The organism is Pseudomonas sp. TWR1-1-4, from assembly GCF_049897165.1.
Taxonomy (GTDB): Bacteria; Pseudomonadota; Gammaproteobacteria; order Pseudomonadales; family Pseudomonadaceae; genus Aquipseudomonas; species Aquipseudomonas canadensis.
Genome location: NZ_JAFCVS010000005.1, coordinates 503,031 through 519,258, shown reverse-complemented (window position 1 = coordinate 519,258; position 16,228 = coordinate 503,031). Strand labels below are relative to the sequence as shown.

The following is a 16,228-nucleotide window of genomic DNA, read 5'->3' as shown; positions in this document are numbered from 1 at the left end:
GGCTTCACTTATGCGTAAACCAGAACTCGCAGCCGCCATCGCTGAAAAAGCGGATCTCACCAAAGAACAGGCCAACCGCGTCCTCAACGCCGTTCTCGAAGAAATCACCGGCGCCCTGCACCGCAAGGACAGCGTCACCCTGGTTGGCTTCGGCACCTTCCTGCAACGCCATCGCGGCGCCCGCACTGGCAAAAACCCTCAAACCGGTGAGCCGGTGAAAATCAAGGCCAGCAACACGGTTGCGTTCAAGCCAGGCAAATCGCTGAAAGACACTGTTAACGCGTAAGAGCGTTACCGTCTCGAAGGGGGCGGGGTGGTAGGAGAGATGGGCACGCCGACTGGGTCGGGTGCCCATTTTTTATTGGATTAAACAAGACTTCATTTGAATGGCGTGAGCTTTTCTAATCCGATCTTGCCAATGATTTCATTGATTCTGGCGACATTTTCTTCGATATCGGCCTTTATCTTTTCGTGCGGGTAATGTTCGGGTTTATCAAAAAACTGAATTTTTAACAGGCTCATCAGGTAAGTGACACGTTGATTGCCCTCTGTCACAAAGTCGCCCTCGTTCTCCGCGTCCTGGATTTTGTCCAGGCTCAAGGTCTCGCCTCTTACAAAGCGTTCATGGGTGTTGCGCTTCACCGTGACTTGCAGCTCGTTTCCGGTGTTCAGCGCCGCCAATACACGAGCAAGCGCATCAGCGTACACGGGTTCATCACCGCGCGCCCTCGCCAGGGTGCCGTTGAGTACCAGTGACGCCTCGATCCAGACCCAATAGTCATAGTTATTTTCAAAAGGGATTTTGCTCAGCGGTGCAGTGAGCTGCTCGGCCAGGTCGTTTTCATTGATGACGTACAACAGGTAAGCCAGACGGGTCAGCGATTCGATACGTGACTTCTGCGTTTTATTGTATTTGGCTGCCACTTTCGACACGCGGTCTGCCAATGGGCCGCTGGCAGCAGAGAGTGAATCAAGTGCTTCTGTGATATGCATGGAAATCTCCAATCGGTTACTTCACGACTATTTTTACTCGGGTCCCGTCGTCATAGCCGCTCAGGGCATGCGCGATCGAGGAGCCTGCGCCTCGGTTGTCGCTAGGGTCGATGTACCTGACGCTAGCCCCTTTGCCACCTTCTTTGAACATCGCCATCGGGAATTCATCCCGATCCAGTGCCTTGACGGACGGGTGACCGGCCAGAGAGGCTTTGCGGTTATCTGCCGCGCCCAGGCGATCGATAGTGAATATATTTTTTCCTCGCGCCTTGATGACATCAGCGATGTGACCGAACGTCTGCTTGTACTGCTTCCTGGTCAGTTCAAGAACGATATCGTGTGTCTTGCCATCTCCTGCCTTGACGTTGCAACCCTTGTATCCAAGGGGGTCAGTCCAGACGATAGGGTTCGGCGCGTATTCATAGAGGTTAATCCCACCTGCCAGCCCAATAGGGTCGGGCGTCGTAAACCGCCCTACGTCCGGATCATAAAAGCGGAAGGTGTTGTAGTGCAGGCCCGTCTCCCGATCCAGGTATTGTCCCTGGAAACGCAGGTTCTGCTCCTCGATGTAATAGGGTTCGCGAACTTCCCTGACGCTGTTGCCCCATACCTGGTAACGCGATTGCCACAGCGTATGCCCGTCCGCTTCCGTCAACTGTTCAGGCAAACCGTTTAAATCATTGTGGTAGTAACGCACACGCTGATGTTCGCCAGTGCCATCGACACGTGCCAGGGGTTCGTAGCCGTTACCTTCGTAGAGGTACAGACTGCTCTGGTTATTTTTGCGTTCCAGCAATAAGCGCAACCCGTCCCAAACGAAGTGCGTTTGTCCCACCGGGAAGCCATGGCTGTCATGTTCGCTTTTAGCGATACGACGACCCAAAGGGTCATACGTCATTTTTATAACAGTCGTTCGCTCAGCCTTTTGATGGCGTACTTCGATCAGTCTGTGGTCAGCGTCGTAGGTAAAAAGCTGAGTGCCCCATTTCGCACTGCGCTTTTCAGCGAGACGGCCGAAAGCGTCGTAACGATAACGCTTGTCCTGATAGGTCAGCAGTTTGTTGTGTACCACCAGCCCGCTCGCCGCCTGCGGCGGATCAAGCAAGTTGGCGGCCGCATCGTAGGCGAATGTTTCGGTTTGCCCCTGCAGATTGTCCTGGTTGGCAATGATGCGCGCAGTCGCATCGTAGTGAAGCAATTGACGATGCTGGTGAGTGGGCAGCTGTTCAAGCTTGCCAATCAGATTGTCGGCAGGGTCGTAGTCGAACGCTATTTGCATCGTCGGCGCCAGTAACGTCGAAACACCTTCATTTCTGCATTGACGAGCTCGCAAGCGACCATTGCGGTCGTATTCGCTGCGGGTGCTGAGCTGACCTTGCGTACGCAACACTTCTCGATGCAAGCGATCGCGCTCGAAGTCGCTGATAACGCGTCCATCGAGGTTGATTTGGTGAAGGTGACCGCTGCCGTAATGCAGACGGTTGAGCCAACGCCCGTCGGGTAAGCGCGTTTGGATAAGGTTGCCCAACTCGTCATAGTGATGCTGCAGGCTGCCAGCAACACTATGCTCTCCAAGCAATTGACCCAGCGCGTCGTAGTTGAAAGCCAGGCGCTGTGCGTTTCCCTGCGCATCGACAGTGCTCACTGCAATGAGGCGATCCAGCGGGTCATAGGAATAGTCGGTGCGCCCATCGGCCGTTACCTTGCCGATCAAGCGACCCATCGCGTCCCGCTCAAGATAATGAACAATCGGGTCGAGGGGCGTTGAGGGGACAACCGCCATGCCGTTGCCGTGCGGCGCCGGTACGGCGGTGACCACGCAGACACTGTCGAGCGGGTCGTAGCTGTAACGCTTGGCGCTGCCGTCCAGGTCTTGCTGTTCAATTAGCCGGTCGCTGGCGTCCCAGGTGAATCGGTATGTTTCACCGTTCTGGTTGGTCAGCGCTTGCAGGCGGCCAAATCGATCATACCCAAACTGTACCTGGCGACCATGGGCATCCGTACGCAGGTTAACCTGGCCCCGGCGGTTGTGCTGGTAGTGAGTTGTGTGCCCGGCGGGATCGGTATAACCCACCAACTGGCCACTGATACTGCGCAAATAGTGTTCAGTTCGGCCGTCTGGCAGCTGGGTACTGAGCAGGCGCCCCTTTGCGTCATAGCTGAACTGGGTACGCTCGCCAAGTGCATCGATGATGGCTTGCAAATAACCACGATGGTCGTAACTGAATCGAGTCGGGTAGCCTGAACAGTCGATGTGCTCGATCAACTGGCCGAGCCCGTTCCAGGATAGTTTTTTCTGCTTGCCAGTGGCGTCGATGATTTCGACGACTTGTCCACGACTGTCATAACGATAACGGGTGGCACTGCCAAGGGGATCAGTCTCACTGATGCAGTTACCGCGCGGGTCATAGCGAAACTGCCAGCTGTTGCCTGCGGCATCGGTTCGAGCCAGCGGCAGCGACCAATGCGCCAGCCACGATGAAGCCTCTTTGCGACCTAGGGGATCGATTTCTCCAATCAGGTTGCCTGATTCGTCGTAGTGATATTCATAGCGCCCCCCTTGGGGGTCTGTGGCGCTTAGCAACTGGCGTTCGTCATTCCACTCAAATAGCCAGGTATTGCCGAGGTTGTCGGTATAGGCAATGACTTGGTGCTGAGTGTTCCAGACTCGTGTGCTAACCCGTTGCGCGTTGTCGGTAATACACGTTGTGCCTGCGGCCAGGTCGTATTCGAATTGGTACTCGTCGCCCTCATCCGTCCAATGCCGGACAACGCGCCATTCAGCCTGGGCGATCAATGCCCACTCGTAGAAGCAGCGCAAGCCGGTGGGCAGTTGATGCTCTGCCATTCGCCGCCCGGTGTCATAAGCAAAGCGTCTTTGAATCTGGCCGGTCGCATCGCGCACGATTGCCAGGTCGCCTGCCAAGTCGTGTTCATAACTGACCAATACTTCTCGCGGCAGGTCGCTATACACGCGTTCAATCCGGCTCACACGACCTTGCTCGCGGATCAGCTCCACCTGTACCAGGTCGAAAGTGTCGCGAAGACGTACCAATCGCCCGAGATCGTCATAGTCGAGATAAATGCGGTTGTTATTGCGATCGCCCAACTGACTCAGGCGCAGTAATGAGCTGGTGCCTGGCGTTGGGTCAAACAGGCGATAAAGTCCGTCATCACTTTCAATCAGCAATTGGCCGTTGCGGTGCCGACGAATGCTCAAGCCCTCGCCCGGACTGAACATCGCACTGCCCAAAGCAACCGAACCGAGCTGTATTTGTCGGCCTTGTTCATCGGTATAAGTCAGTTCTTCACCCCCGGCGGGGTGCGGCAGGACCTCGACACTGACTTCGTAGGACACGCTCCAGCCGGCGCCAAACATCCCACTGCGGCGCTCGTCACGACTGTTATAGAACCTCTGCCAGTGAATCGGCAGTACGCCCGGCAGCACAAAATCCAACTCTGCCTCGCCACCCAGGACCTTGGCGCCTGTAGCCGCGTGCACTGGGTTCATCGAGCCCATAGCCGCGTTAGTCATGGCCCCGATGGCCTGGCTCACCGCGTATGAACCCACCCCGCTGAGCAACATGCACGGCAAATTACTCAGCGTCTTGCCCTTGGCTCCTTTAAGCATCATCAATGCTTCAATCGCCAAGCCAACGCCGGGGGTCTTCCCACTGCGAATTTCCTGCACCACCACCGTCCCACCACCAATGGTGACGTTTGGCGAGATCAGCCCCGACGACACCACCGTCGCCTCGCACATGCTGCGATCACCGCTGCGCACGGCGGGCTGGCCGTTGATGGTGACTTTGTCAGACCCTTCCGCCAGAAGCTGTGGCGGCATCGGCGGATGGCGGGCGCACAGGACCATGTCGGTGAGGGCCGGCACCACACCCGGTGCAGGCGTGGCGACGGTGGGCCGCCATAGCTGGGAGAAGAAACCCTCGGCCATGTCCAGGAAGCCAGGCTCGGGTTTTGGCTCGGGGTCGGGCTCCGGCGGTGCTTGCTCAAGCTCCGTACCAGCGGGCGCCACGTGCGAGGGAATGGAGCCCGCGGCCCGCGCAGCCGGAATGCTGTTGACGAACGTGTCGGTCGAGCCCACCGCAATCGTGGCTTCCACCACGGGCGGGAACAGCGCATTGGCGAAGCTCTCGCACATCTTACTGAGGCCCTTGTCGGCCCCCGTCTTGCTCATGGCCATGCCGACGACAATGCCCACCACCGCGCCGAGGATGCAGCCGCCGATACCGGCGGTAGCAATAGTCACCCCCACGGCGGCCGCGACTGCGGCAGTCGCCAGTGCCGTGATCGCCACGTTGGCCGCCACCTCCAGCACGCCGCCGAGGATATCCGCCATCATCGAGGTGTGGGTCAGTGCATCGCCCATCCGGGCCGCCCATAACGCGTCAGACATGCAGGCCGCTCATCAAGAAACAGTGTCGAACGACAGCGAATTTTTGATCAACGCCCAGTGCGCTGCCTCGGCATCCCCAAGCTTGTCGGCCTTCACGTAACTCAAGGCGAGCATCTTGCGCGTACCCGGTAGCACCAGCGCCAGTTGATACTGGAACACCTTGTCATTGCCCTTGTTGAATTGGCTGCGCAGCTCGATGCCTTCCACCTCTTGGGCCGCGCCCAAACGCACGTCGACACCGGGTTGATAGCGTAAATCCTGCACCTGTTTTTCCAGGCGCTGGAGTTGGTCATTGAAGTTGCTGTGCAGGGTTTCACCCTCGGCGAGCAAGCTGCGACTGACGATCAGTGAAGTCCCCAGTTCCGGGAACTTGAGGATATTGATCGTCGCGTCCTGCAGCTCGCTGGCCGGCAGTTGGAACTGGAATTCGTTGATTCGATACGTCATGAAAGCAGGTCTCGTCAGGAGCTTTTAGGCGTGGGGAACGCGGCTTTGATATTGGCGTCGATGGCGGCTTTCTGGCCCTGGCCATCGGGCGTGGCGCCGGGGCCGCCGCCGTTGTTCAGGTGCAGTACGCCGCCGGTGTTGAACTCGGCATCGCCGCTGGCATAGAAGCTGATCTGCACGCCGGTGAGGTTGATCTGCCCGCTGGCGTTCAACTCCAGGATGCTTTCACCGCAGACCAGGCGCAGGTTTTCACCGACTTCGATGACATAGCTCTGGCTGATGCTGTCGGTCTTGCGCTGGCCCACCGAGAGGATGTCTTCCTGCTTGACGATGCGCAGGCGGTTGTTGCCGATGGTCACCGTCTCGTTGTGCCCAATGCTCTTATTCCGGTCATGCCCCACCGAATGGCTTTCATCCACCTCGACCACGATGTCCTGATTACGCTCGGCATGGATGTACAACTGCTCCAACCCCTTCTTGTCCTCCATACGGATTTCATTGAAGTTGGCCGGCGTGCCGCCCTTGCTCGAACGGCTTTTCATGCCGCTCTGGGTGGCGTTTTCCGGCAGGTCGTAAGGCACGGTCTGCTCGGCGTTGTAGACCCGTCCGGTGATGATCGGCCGGTCGGGGTCACCTTCAAGGAAGCTCACAATCACTTCCTGGCCGATCCGTGGAATCTGCATCGAGCCCCAGTTCTTGCCGGCCCAGGCTTGCGACACGCGAATCCAGCATGAGCTGTTTTCGTTGGACTGGTCGTGGCGGTCCCAGTAGAAGTGCACCTTCACCCGGCCGTACTGGTCGGTCCAGATTTCCTCGCCTTTGGGGCCGACCACCAGCGCGGTCTGCGGGCCTTTGACGATAGGGCGGTGGGTGCTGGCCAACGGGCGGAAGCTCTGCTGGGCGTCGATGCAGGTGAGGCTGCTTTCGAACTGTGCCGAGCCCGAACCGCCGCCGCTTTCCAGGCTTTCCTGGACGATGTAGTAGCGGCAGCCGACGATCAGGTATTCGCGGTTCTGGTCCTGGCGGCTGAAGCCGGTGAGGCTGAACAAATGGCCCGAACCCAGGCCACGGGCGTTGCCGCTGAATTCGATCTGCTCATGCAGGGTCTGCAGGGCTTCGATGCGGGTGCGGGCATAGTGTTCGCCGTCCTCGCTTTGCACGTAGGTGCCGGGGTAGTCGTACAGCGGGTAGTCGCCGGCGGTGTGCGGGCGAGGCATGGCCGAGCGCACGTCGATGCTGGCGCTGGGGCGCTGGAAATCGTAGTCGTTGAGCTCCAGCGAACCCGGTTGCACTTCGTGCGCCAGGTGCCAGTTGTGCATGTGGTCGCGTTCGCGTTGCTGCTCGTCCTTGGGGTAGTACGGGATCGACGCGTAGCCCGGCACCGTGGTGTGGGCACCGTAGGCGTCGGCCAGCACCAGCACATGGCGGTCCTGCTCGTGGCGGAAGAAGTAGTAGATGCCTTCCTGTTCCATCAAGCGGCTGACGAAGTCGAAGCTGGTCTCGCGGTACTGCACGCAGTATTCCCACTCGCGGTATGGCCGGCTCAGGGCGTCTTCGAAGTCGGAAAACCCCAGGTCACGGAACACCTGCTTGATGATCTGCGGGATGCTCAGGTTCTGGAAAATCCGGCAATCGGAGGTACGGCTGAGCAACCACAGCCAAGGGCGCAGCGTCACCTGATAACTGGCGAACTGGCCCTGGTCGATGTTCTGGCTGCACCGTGCGACGATGCCGTGGAAGTGCCGCTCGCCACCGTCCGCCAGTTGCAGGCCCACGCTCATGGGCTTGCCGAGCAACTGGTTGAGATCGATGTTGGCGTCCAGGGACGTCAGTTGCAGCTCGTAGTTGAACAGCCTGCCCAGCTCTTCACCGCCACCCATTTCATTGAGCAACAGCACATCCGGCCCGAGGGGGCTGGTGATTTTGGCCAGGCGTGAGGCTTGGTTGAATAGCATCGGTTAACCCGTAAATGTCGTTGTACCTGACGAACCGAACCCCCTGTAGGAGCTGGCTTGCCAGCGATAGCGGTGGCCCGGTCAACCTCAATGTTGAATGTCAGGCCGCTATCGCCGGCAAGCCGGCTCCTACAGTTGAATGGCGTTCCGTCAGCCGGCGTCGCTGAAGTCGTAGTGCAATTCGTTATCCCGACTGCTGATCAGTACCCCCGCCAGCGCCTTGCCTTCGAGCATGCGCGTGAGGAACTCACGGCTCATGTCCGGCAGCAGGCTGTTGGTCAGAATGGTATCGATCATGCGCCCGCCACTTTCGGTCTCGGTGCAGCGCGAGACGATCAGGTCGACCACCGCGTCGTCGTAATCGAAAGCCACCTTGTGGGTGGTCTCTACGCGCTTCTTGATGCGGTTGAGTTGCAGGCGGGTGATCGCCTTGAGCATCTCGTCGCTCAGCGGGTAGTAAGGGATGGTCACCAGGCGGCCGAGCAACGCGGGCGGGAAGATTTCCAGCAGCGGCTGGCGCAAAGCCTTGGCGATTTCTTCCGGCTCAGGGATGTTCGCCGGGTCTTTGCACACATGGGAAATCAGCTCGGTGCCGGCGTTGGTGGTCAGCAGGATCAGGGTGTTCTTGAAGTCGATCACCCGGCCTTCGCCATCTTCCATCACGCCCTTGTCGAACACCTGGAAGAAGATCTCATGCACGTCCGGGTGGGCTTTTTCCACCTCGTCCAGCAGCACCACACTGTAGGGTTTGCGTCGTACGGCTTCGGTCAGCACGCCGCCTTCGCCGTAGCCGATATAACCCGGTGGCGCGCCCTTGAGGGTCGACACCGTGTGGGCTTCCTGGAATTCGCTCATGTTGATGGTGATGACGTTCTGCTCACCGCCGTACATGGCTTCGGCCAGGGCCAGGGCAGTTTCGGTCTTGCCCACGCCGGAGGTGCCGGCCAGCATGAACACGCCAATCGGCTTGCTCGGGTTGTCGAGGCCGGCGCGGGAGGTCTGGATGCGCTTGGCGATCATCTGCAGGGCGTGGTCCTGGCCGATGATGCGTTTTTTCAGGTGCTGGTCGAGGTTGAGCACTGTCTCCAATTCATTGCGCGCCATGCGGCCCACCGGGATGCCGGTCCAGTCGGCGACCACCGAGGCCACGGCCTGGTAATCCACGGTGGGCAGGATCAGCGGGGTTTCGCCTTGCAGGGCGGTGAGGCGCTGTTGCAGGTCGACCAGTTGGGCGCGCAGCTCATCGTTGCCACTGTCCACCACGCCCGCCTTTTCACGCAGCGTTGCACGGGTGGCTAGCAACTCGTCCACCAAGGTTTTCTCTTCAGCCCAGCGGCTTTCCAAGGTCGCCAGACGCTCACGCTCAGCGCTCAACAGCGCCTCGGTGTTGGTTTGGCGCGCACCAATCGCAATGCCGATGGCATGCTCACGGGCGATGATTTGCAACTCGGTTTCCAGCGCCTCGATGCGACGACGACTGTCGTCCACCTCCGCCGGCACCGCGTGCAGGCTGATGGCGACGCGAGCGCAGGCGGTGTCCAGCAGGCTCACGGACTTGTCCGGCAGCTGGCGCGCCGGGATGTAGCGGTGGGACAGTTTCACCGAGGCTTCCAGCGCTTCGTCGAGAATCTGCACCTGGTGATGCTTTTCCATGGTCGACGCCACGCCACGCATCATCAGCAGCGCTTTGTCTTCCGACGGCTCGGCGACTTGCACCACCTGGAAGCGACGGGTCAGGGCCGGGTCTTTCTCAATGTGCTTCTTGTACTCGGCCCAGGTGGTGGCGGCCACGGTACGCAAGGTGCCGCGGGCCAAGGCCGGCTTGAGCAGGTTGGCTGCGTCACCGGTGCCGGCGGCGCCGCCGGCACCCACCAGTGTGTGGGCTTCGTCGATAAACAGAATGATCGGCTTGGGCGAGGCCTGCACGTCTTCGATAACCTGACGCAGGCGCTGTTCGAACTCGCCTTTCATGCTCGCGCCAGCTTGCAGCAGGCCCACGTCGAGGCTGCGCAGTTCCACGTCTTTCAAGGCTGGCGGCACGTCGCCGGCGACGATACGCAGGGCGAAACCTTCGACCACGGCGGTCTTGCCCACCCCGGCTTCGCCAGTGAGGATTGGGTTGTTTTGGCGCCGACGCATGAGGATGTCGACCAGTTGGCGGATCTCTTCGTCACGGCCAACAATCGGGTCGAGCTTGCCGCTGCGGGCCTGTTCGGTCAGGTCGACCGTGAAGCGCTTGAGGGCTTCCTGCTTGCCCATCGCGCTCGGCGCCATGGCACCGCTGGCTTCACCGGGCACGGCACCGGCATTGAAACCATCACTGGCGCTCAGCGCGTTCTCCGGCGAATCACCGACGTACTCGTCGAAACGCTCGCTCAGGGCCTCGGCCTTGATCTTGTCGAACTCGGCAGACAAGCCCAACAGCGCATGGCGCAGGCTTGGCGTCTTCAGGATACCGAGCACCAGGTAGCCGGTACGCACCTGGCTTTCACCAAACATCAGGCTGCCGTAGACCCAACCGCGTTCCACGGCTTCTTCCACATGGGAGGAAAGGTCGGTGATCGACGTCGAGCCACGCGGCAAACGGTCCAGCGCTTCGGTCAGGTCCCGGGCCAGGCGCGCCGGCTCCACGTTGAACTGACGGATGATGCGGTGCAGGTCCGAGTCCTGCAATTGCAGCAACTGGTGGAACCAGTGGGCCAGTTCCACATACGGGTTGCCCCGCAGTTTGCAGAACACGGTGGCGGCTTCGATGGCCTTGTAGGCCACGCTGTTGAGTTTGCCGAACAGTGCGGCGCGACTGATTTCACCCATGCTCTGGATTCCTTGAGGTGGTGGCGTGATCGGCGTAATGCCGGGCCAGGATTAGGTCGTTGGCGTCATGCTCGGGCTTGCCGAGCCAGGTGTTGAAGCCCAGGCGGAACTGACCATTGAGTTGCAGCGCCGGCACTTCGGGTTGTTGCAAAACCAGGTTGAGGTCCCAGTCCAGTTCATGGCCCAGGTACTCGGCCACCCACGCCACCAACTCGTTGAACGGCTGGTGGCCAGGCAGCATGCCCATGTAGTCATCCAGCGTGAGCGGCCCCAGGCGGATGCGGAATTTGTGCTGGCGGTCCCACACGAAGCTGCCCAGGCAAAAGTCCACGCCCAGGCGGTTGGCGCTCACGCTGACGCGGCTGCGCTCGGGCAGCTCCAGCCATTGGCCGACGTACTCTTCAATCTCCACCGGCAGGCCGAAGTACTCGCTGAGAATGGCTTTCAGGCCGTCTGGATAGCGGGTTTGCGCCGACAGGTGGCCGCTGTAATGCAGCTTCGCGGTGTCCGGGATGAGCCCCTGATTCAGCAGGCTCGGCATGCCCCGTCCACTCAGGGCGGCTAGGCGCGCGGACCAGTAATCATCGTCAGGACGGTCGTGGCTGACTGTCGGCCGCGCCTCGGCCCAGGCCCGGTAAAACAGGCTGAGCAGGCGATGGTGGAACACATCGAGGAACTGTTTGCTGGTGCTGTCGGCGTTGTTGCGCTGACGCTCGCGCACGTACTCGGTGATGTGCAGCGGCAGCGGGCCATTGGGGCCGCCAAGGCCAAAGAAGAATTGCTCCAGCCGCGCCGGTTTGCCGTCGCCACCGGGATCGACCGAGGCCAGTGTGGCCGGCGCAAAGGTGCAATCGGCCTGTTGCCCCAGGCGCAGCGGGTCATCCGCCAGGCGCAGGGAATGGCCCAGTCGCGGCAGGTTTGGCGATTCGCACTCGATACGGCGCAGCGCCTGGAAGAAATCGTATTCCCAGGGCTCCTGATGCATCGCATCCAGGGTACTCACAGGGTCGGACGACGTCCGGGCTTGGCTTTCCATCGCATGATCTCGCCGCGTTCGGTGGTACGGATCACCGTCTCGGTAAAACTGTTGATCGACACGTAGCGTGCCAGGAAGCGTTCCAGCACCGCACCGAGCAGGAACACGCCGGTGCCGCGAAACGCGTTTTCATCGAATTCCAAGGTGATTTCCAGGCCACGGCCAAACACGATCGGGCCGGGCATCGGCAAACGTCGGGTCACGGCTTTGCTGCTGACCTCGCGCAGGCCTTCGATCTGCAACTGCAGGGCGGCGTCGTTGCTGTCGCCGTACAGGCGCAGCAGTTCGCGTAAGGCCGCCGCGCCTTGGCCCTGTTCGCTCAGGGACAGGTAGTTGAGCGACAACTGGCTGATCAAGCGCCAGGCCTTGGCGTCATGGGCATGGCTGGCGCGTGGGCGGCTCGGGCCTGCCACACAACGCACGGACAGCACCGGGGCGCTGTCGGCCAGGGTGAAGTCGGTCTTGCCGTTGCCGATGCTCATGAACAGGGGCAAGTCGCGGTTAGTGCACAGCGCAGTCACGCCGAGTTGGCGCAAGTCATGGCCGTAGGGCGATTGGCGACTGTCCACCAGGCTGACAAAGGTCTCACTGCCCACATAGGTGGAGCGTGGGCCGTTGCGGCGCTGGTCGCTGGATAAGACGCGGGGCTCCCGGCGTACGGTGTAATACGCCTGGTCGCGGCCGTAGCGTGATGGATCACGCACGGCATAGAACGGCAAAAACGGCTGCTCCGGCCCGGTACCGTGACCGGTGATGCCGCTCAACGAGTGAATCTCGAAGTCCATCGGCCGCGTGCGGTCGGCGATCACATGGTGTTCGTTGACCCGGTCGGACAAGTGGATGCGGTCCACGCGCTTGGGGAACAGGTTGATTGCTGGCGTGCAGAACGGCAGGAACTGCGCTGCGCCGACGCTGCCTTCCAGGCTCGGCTCATGACGGTCGAACAACACGATTAATTCCAGCTCCTGGCCATCGCAGCGTTTGACCGCACGGCTCAGTTCAGCGAACTCGACGAACAGGTAGCGGTGGGGCAGGGCGAAGTATTCCTGCAACAGGCGATAGCCCTGGAACGCGCGTGCGACCACCGGCATGGCGGCGTCGGCATCGTCAAAACCACGGGAGCGCAGTGCATCCTGCGGCAGGCGCTCGACCCAATCGCCACCCGGCTTGCGTGCAAACACCGCGCAGGCATTGCCCAGCAGTTGTTCGTAGAGGCGGAATGGTTGCTCGTCGGCACCGCTGAGGTAGAGCGGCAGGTTATCCAGGTCAAGGCTGTTGAACGGCAATTCGGCGCCGGTGCGCAGGGTCAGGCGCAGGCCGGCCTTGGCTTTTGGCTCACTGGCGGCCAGGCGACCCAACACGGCGGCAGGGTTGCCGAAGTATTCGGCATTGCTCACCTGCAACGGCCACAGCGTCACCGCGTGCGCGGTGCGGTACTCGCAGCAGGTCTGGGTTTCGCGGCCCAGCGCAGCGCGCAATACGGTGTCGCGAGGCAGCGGGAAACCACTGGCCAGCGAACCTTCATCCGGGGCGGTCTGCAATTGCACCACGGTCATCGACGGCGTGGGTGCCAGGTAATGCGGGTAGGCGATTTCCAGCAGGTTGTGGGTGAAGGTCGGGTACTCGGCGTCGAGCTTGAGCTGCACGCGGGCCGTTAGGTAGGCAAAGCCTTCGAGCAAACGTTCGACGTACGGGTCGGCGCAGTCCATGCCGGACAGGGTCAGCCGACTGGCGATCTTCGGATATTCCTTGGCGAACTCGGCGGCGCTTTCGCGCACGTGGTGCAGTTCCTGGTTGTACAGCTCCAGCAGGCGTGGGTTCATGGGCGCCTCCGCTGGTCAGCGTTGACCACGCGTACGTGGCCGGATTCCAGGTCCAGGTCGGTTTGCAGCAGCAGGCGCAACGGCACGGGCTGTGCCCACAGGTCGCCTTCGATCTCGAAACTCAGCGCGTTATGGTTCATCTCGCCATGGCCGACGCGGGCTTTTACGCGCAGGGTGTGGCGCAGAATGCGTGGCTCAAAGGTAGCGATGGCCTGGTAGATCAACGCTTCCAAGGCCTTGATATCCACGCTTGAAACACTGTTGCCCGCCAGCGCCGGCAGGCCGTAGTTGACCACCGAAGTACCGGCCGGTGTGTGCAGCGTGGCATCGGCATCGAGCAACGACGTGGTGTTGAGCAGCCACGCCAGGTCGCGCAGCACCGAGGCTTTCAATTGGGTCAGGGACAGCACGCGTTTGTCGGCGCTTTCCTTGGGGTTGGTTGGATCGTCGTCAGTCAACCGGTCCAACAGGGACGGTTGCAGACGGTCGCGGGAAGCGATTTCAGTGACCACCAAAGCGGCTCCACGGACGGGTTGTGAGAGGGACAAGTGGGTTGTGGCCGTGGCGCGAAGCCACGGCCTCAAGGGCTATCAGCGCTTGGTGTTGGAACGGATGTTCCAGCCAAACTTGATCGCGCCGCCGTCTTTGGTGCCGTCGGCTTTCTGCGGCTGGTAGTCGACCATCACTTGGGCAAAGTTCAGGGTGACGTTCTCGGTCAGGCGGTCATCGGTGCCCGAACCGCCGGTGCTCAGCGAGGTGACCAGCACTTCTTCCAGGTTGATCACCATGTACTCGACCTGGCTTTCGCCACCGGCCTTACGCACGGTCAGCTTGACCTTGTCGATGTGCTTGCCGCTGGCGCAGTGCATCATCAGGTTCGGCGAGGCCTTGTCGACGTACTTGGTCAGCGACAGGTCCTGGATATTCACCTTGCCCGCGCCGCCGCCACCGCCCACGTGCATGTTGCCGGACTGGGCCATGCCCCAGCTCCAGTTCAGCACGTCGATTTCGTCCTTGTGGGCCTTGTCCATGGACTCGCCCTTGATGTCGCCGATCTTGATGAAAATATCAACAGCCATGTTTTCTCCCTGTGTGGACTCAGCCACGATATTTGTTTAAGCCCAATGGGCAATGCTGTTCTGTGGGAGCTGGCTTGCCTGCGATTGCTTCGCCGCGGTCTGACTGGCAGACCGCGTCGCGTGCATCGTGGACAAGCCCGGCTCCCACAGAAGAGCCGGCTCATTCGTGGTTATGCGCTTTTCGCCGAAGGCAGCTTCGATACCAGGCGCAGCGACACGGTCAGCCCTTCGAGCTGGTAGTGCGGGCGCAGGTAGAACTTGGAGTTGTAGTAACCCGGGTTGCCTTCCACTTCTTCCACGATCACTTCGGCGGCAGCCAATGGGTGCTGGGCCTTGGTGGTTTCGGTGGAGTGCGCAGGGTCACCGTCCACGTAGTTGAGGATCCAGTCCTGCAACCAGCGCTGCATTTCGTCCTTCTCTTTGAAGGAACCGATCTTGTCGCGCACGATGCACTTCAAGTAGTGGGCGAAACGGCAGGTGGCGAACAGGTACGGCAGGCGTGCGGCCAGGTTGGCGTTGGCGGTGGCGTCCGGGTCATCGTATTCGGCCGGTTTCTGCAACGACTGGGCGCCAATGAACGCGGCGAAGTCGGTGTTTTTCTTGTGCAGCAGCGGCATGAAACCGTTCTTCGCCAGTTCCGCTTCACGGCGGTCGCTGATGGCGATTTCGGTCGGGCATTTCATGTCCACACCACCGTCATCGGTAGGGAACGTGTGCGCCGGCAGGTTTTCCACTTCTCCGCCGGACTCGATGCCACGGATGCGCGAGCACCAGCCGTAGTGCTTGAACGAACGGTTGATGTTCACCGCCATCGCGTACGCGGCGTTGGCCCAGGTGTATTTGGAGCTGTCGGCACCGTCGGTGTTTTCTTCGAAGGCAAAGGCTTCCACCGGGTCGGTCTTGGCGCCGTACGGCAGGCGCGCCAGGAAGCGCGGCATGGTCAGGCCGATGTAGCGCGAGTCTTCCGATTCACGCAGCGAACGCCAGCCCGCGTATTCCGGGGTGGTGAAGATCTTGGTCAGGTCGCGCGGGTTCGACAGTTCCTGCCACGAGCCCATGCCCATCACAGTCGGCGAAGCGGCAGCGATGAACGGGGAGTGCATGGCGGCGCAGACTTTCGACAGCTCGCCCAGCAGTTCGACATCGGGTGGCGACTGGTCGAAGTAGTAGTCGCCTACCAGGCAGCCGTACGGCTCGCCGCCGAACTGGCCGTATTCTTCTTCGTACATCTTCTTGAAGATCGGGCTCTGGTCCCACGCGGTGCCCTTGAATTTCTTCAGGGTCTTGTGCAGGTCCGGCTTGGAGATGTTGAGCACACGGATCTTCAGCTGCTCATCGCTCTCGGTGTTGTTGACCAAGTAGTGCAGGCCACGCCAGGCGCTTTCCAGCTGCTGGAAATCCTGGTGATGGATGATCTGGTTGACCTGGGCGGTCAGCTTGGCGTCGATGGCAGCGATGATTGATTCGATCGACTTGATCGCGTCATTGGACACCAGATCGGTTTGCGCCAGAGCCTGTTCGGCCAAGGTGCGCACGGCGGTTTCCACGGCTTCGCGGGCACGCTCGGTCTTGGGCTTGAATTCCTGCAGCAGCAGGTTGGCGAACTCGCTGGCTTCTTCGGTGGCACCCAGGATCTGGCTGCCTTCGCGGGCGGTATTGTCGGTCAT

The 16,228-nt window shown here is 60.7% G+C and carries 11 protein-coding genes; 1 reads left to right on the top strand and 10 read right to left on the bottom strand.

The genetic code is table 11. The features are described from left to right. The first annotated feature begins 10 nt into the window (after window positions 1-10). The gene (locus ACP7C6_RS18185) at window positions 11-286 is read left to right on the top strand and encodes an HU family DNA-binding protein (protein WP_003176958.1); all 276 of its coding nucleotides are present in this window, start codon (window positions 11-13) and stop codon (window positions 284-286) included. A gap of 92 nt (window positions 287-378) precedes the next feature. On the opposite strand, the gene ACP7C6_RS18180 is transcribed toward ACP7C6_RS18185, so the two are convergent. The 10 genes from ACP7C6_RS18180 to tssC form a co-directional block, all read right to left on the bottom strand. Next, complete coding sequence (locus tag ACP7C6_RS18180) at window positions 379-993, bottom strand: DUF6707 family protein (protein ID WP_028618502.1); 615 nt, start codon at window positions 991-993, stop codon at window positions 379-381. A 16-nt stretch (window positions 994-1,009) separates the two neighbouring features. Continuing rightward, a complete protein-coding gene (locus ACP7C6_RS18175; RefSeq protein ID WP_122555056.1) occupies window positions 1,010-5,407 on the bottom strand; it encodes an RHS repeat-associated core domain-containing protein in 4,398 nt (1,465 codons plus the stop codon). Window positions 5,408-5,419: 12 nt separating this feature from the next. Beyond that, the gene (locus tag ACP7C6_RS18170) at window positions 5,420-5,854 is read right to left on the bottom strand and encodes a DcrB-related protein (protein WP_311893528.1); all 435 of its coding nucleotides are present in this window, start codon (window positions 5,852-5,854) and stop codon (window positions 5,420-5,422) included. Between the two features lie 14 nt (window positions 5,855-5,868). Beyond that, window positions 5,869-7,809 (bottom strand): type VI secretion system Vgr family protein, encoded by a 1,941-nt coding sequence (locus ACP7C6_RS18165; protein ID WP_426109069.1) that lies wholly within the window; start codon window positions 7,807-7,809, stop codon window positions 5,869-5,871. Between the two features lie 150 nt (window positions 7,810-7,959). After that, the gene (tssH, locus tag ACP7C6_RS18160) at window positions 7,960-10,623 is read right to left on the bottom strand and encodes a type VI secretion system ATPase TssH (protein ID WP_353632035.1); all 2,664 of its coding nucleotides are present in this window, start codon (window positions 10,621-10,623) and stop codon (window positions 7,960-7,962) included. Continuing rightward, entirely contained in the window at window positions 10,616-11,659 is a 1,044-nt protein-coding gene (tssG, locus tag ACP7C6_RS18155; RefSeq protein ID WP_068937812.1) for a type VI secretion system baseplate subunit TssG, read from the bottom strand. The genes tssH and tssG overlap by 8 nt, the downstream gene beginning before the upstream one ends. Next, on the bottom strand, window positions 11,623-13,482 hold the full coding sequence (gene tssF / locus ACP7C6_RS18150) for a type VI secretion system baseplate subunit TssF (protein WP_426109068.1): 1,860 nt from the start codon (window positions 13,480-13,482) through the stop codon (window positions 11,623-11,625). The genes tssG and tssF overlap by 37 nt, the downstream gene beginning before the upstream one ends. Further along, window positions 13,479-13,994, bottom strand: coding sequence for a type VI secretion system baseplate subunit TssE (tssE, locus tag ACP7C6_RS18145; protein ID WP_005792513.1), 516 nt, complete (start codon window positions 13,992-13,994; stop codon window positions 13,479-13,481). Before tssE ends, tssF begins: the two co-directional genes overlap by 4 nt. Window positions 13,995-14,072: 78 nt before the next feature. After that, a complete protein-coding gene (locus ACP7C6_RS18140) occupies window positions 14,073-14,561 on the bottom strand; it encodes an Hcp family type VI secretion system effector (protein ID WP_005792512.1) in 489 nt (162 codons plus the stop codon). A 170-nt stretch (window positions 14,562-14,731) separates the two neighbouring features. Continuing rightward, window positions 14,732-16,228: a type VI secretion system contractile sheath large subunit gene (tssC, locus tag ACP7C6_RS18135; RefSeq protein ID WP_010207548.1), complete on the bottom strand. Its 1,497-nt coding sequence runs from the start codon at window positions 16,226-16,228 to the stop codon at window positions 14,732-14,734.